Consider the following 694-nt stretch of genomic DNA (forward strand, 5'->3'; position numbering starts at 1 on the left):
CCGAGCGCCTGGCGGCCAACCAGGTGCCGGTCGTCGCCGCCGTCTACCACGACGACATGTACGTCGCTACCACGACGACATGTACGTCGACACCGGGCACTCGCTGCGCACGGCGGCGTCGATCCGCGGGCTGCGCACCTGGGTGACCAACGAGTACGAGCACGACGGGCTGCGCGCGGGCGGGCCGCGGGTGCTGGACCGGCTGCTCGCCATGGTCCGGGGCGAAGCCTGACCGACGGCGGGAACGGGCCGGGGCGGTGCACGGGCGGCCGACGGGCAGTACCCCGGACGGCGTCTGTTCCGGGCGCGGCGCACGGTGGGGACGACACGACACGCCCGAGGAGGTGGGGGCCGGTCACGCGGATCGCGTGACCGGCCCCCACCATTCCGCGTGACCGACCTCACCGTTCCGYGTCGKCCCCACCGTGCGCCGGGGTTCAGCGCTGGAGGGCGGCCAGTGTCGCGTCCAGATCGGTGGCCGCGCGCGGCGCACGGTTGTGCGGCAGCCGCGACAGGACCGCCGCCATGCCGCAGGTGTTGGTCACGGCGGAGAACACCAGGCCGGAGCCGACGCCGGCGGAGATCCACCGCGCGGCCGGGAAACGCGCCCCGGCGAGCAGCCCGGCCACCACGAGCGAACCGGCGGCGAGCCGCACCTGGCGCTCCATCGGCCAGGTCGCGCGGGCCCCGGCGG

General features: G+C 76.0%; 1 protein-coding gene and 1 pseudogene. One reads left to right on the top strand and one right to left on the bottom strand.

The features are described from left to right. Positions 1–232: pseudogene (locus tag EAO76_RS41800) on the top strand (alpha/beta hydrolase); the annotation flags it as partial. 205 nt (positions 233–437) lie between these two features. On the opposite strand, the gene EAO76_RS41805 reads toward EAO76_RS41800, so the two are convergent. Continuing rightward, on the bottom strand, positions 438–694 hold a 257-nt coding region (locus tag EAO76_RS41805), incomplete at its 5' end, for a DUF2892 domain-containing protein (protein WP_148841464.1).

Origin of the sequence: Streptomyces sp. sk2.1, assembly GCF_008120935.1 — a bacterium.
Lineage (GTDB): Bacteria > Actinomycetota > Actinomycetes > Streptomycetales > Streptomycetaceae > Streptomyces.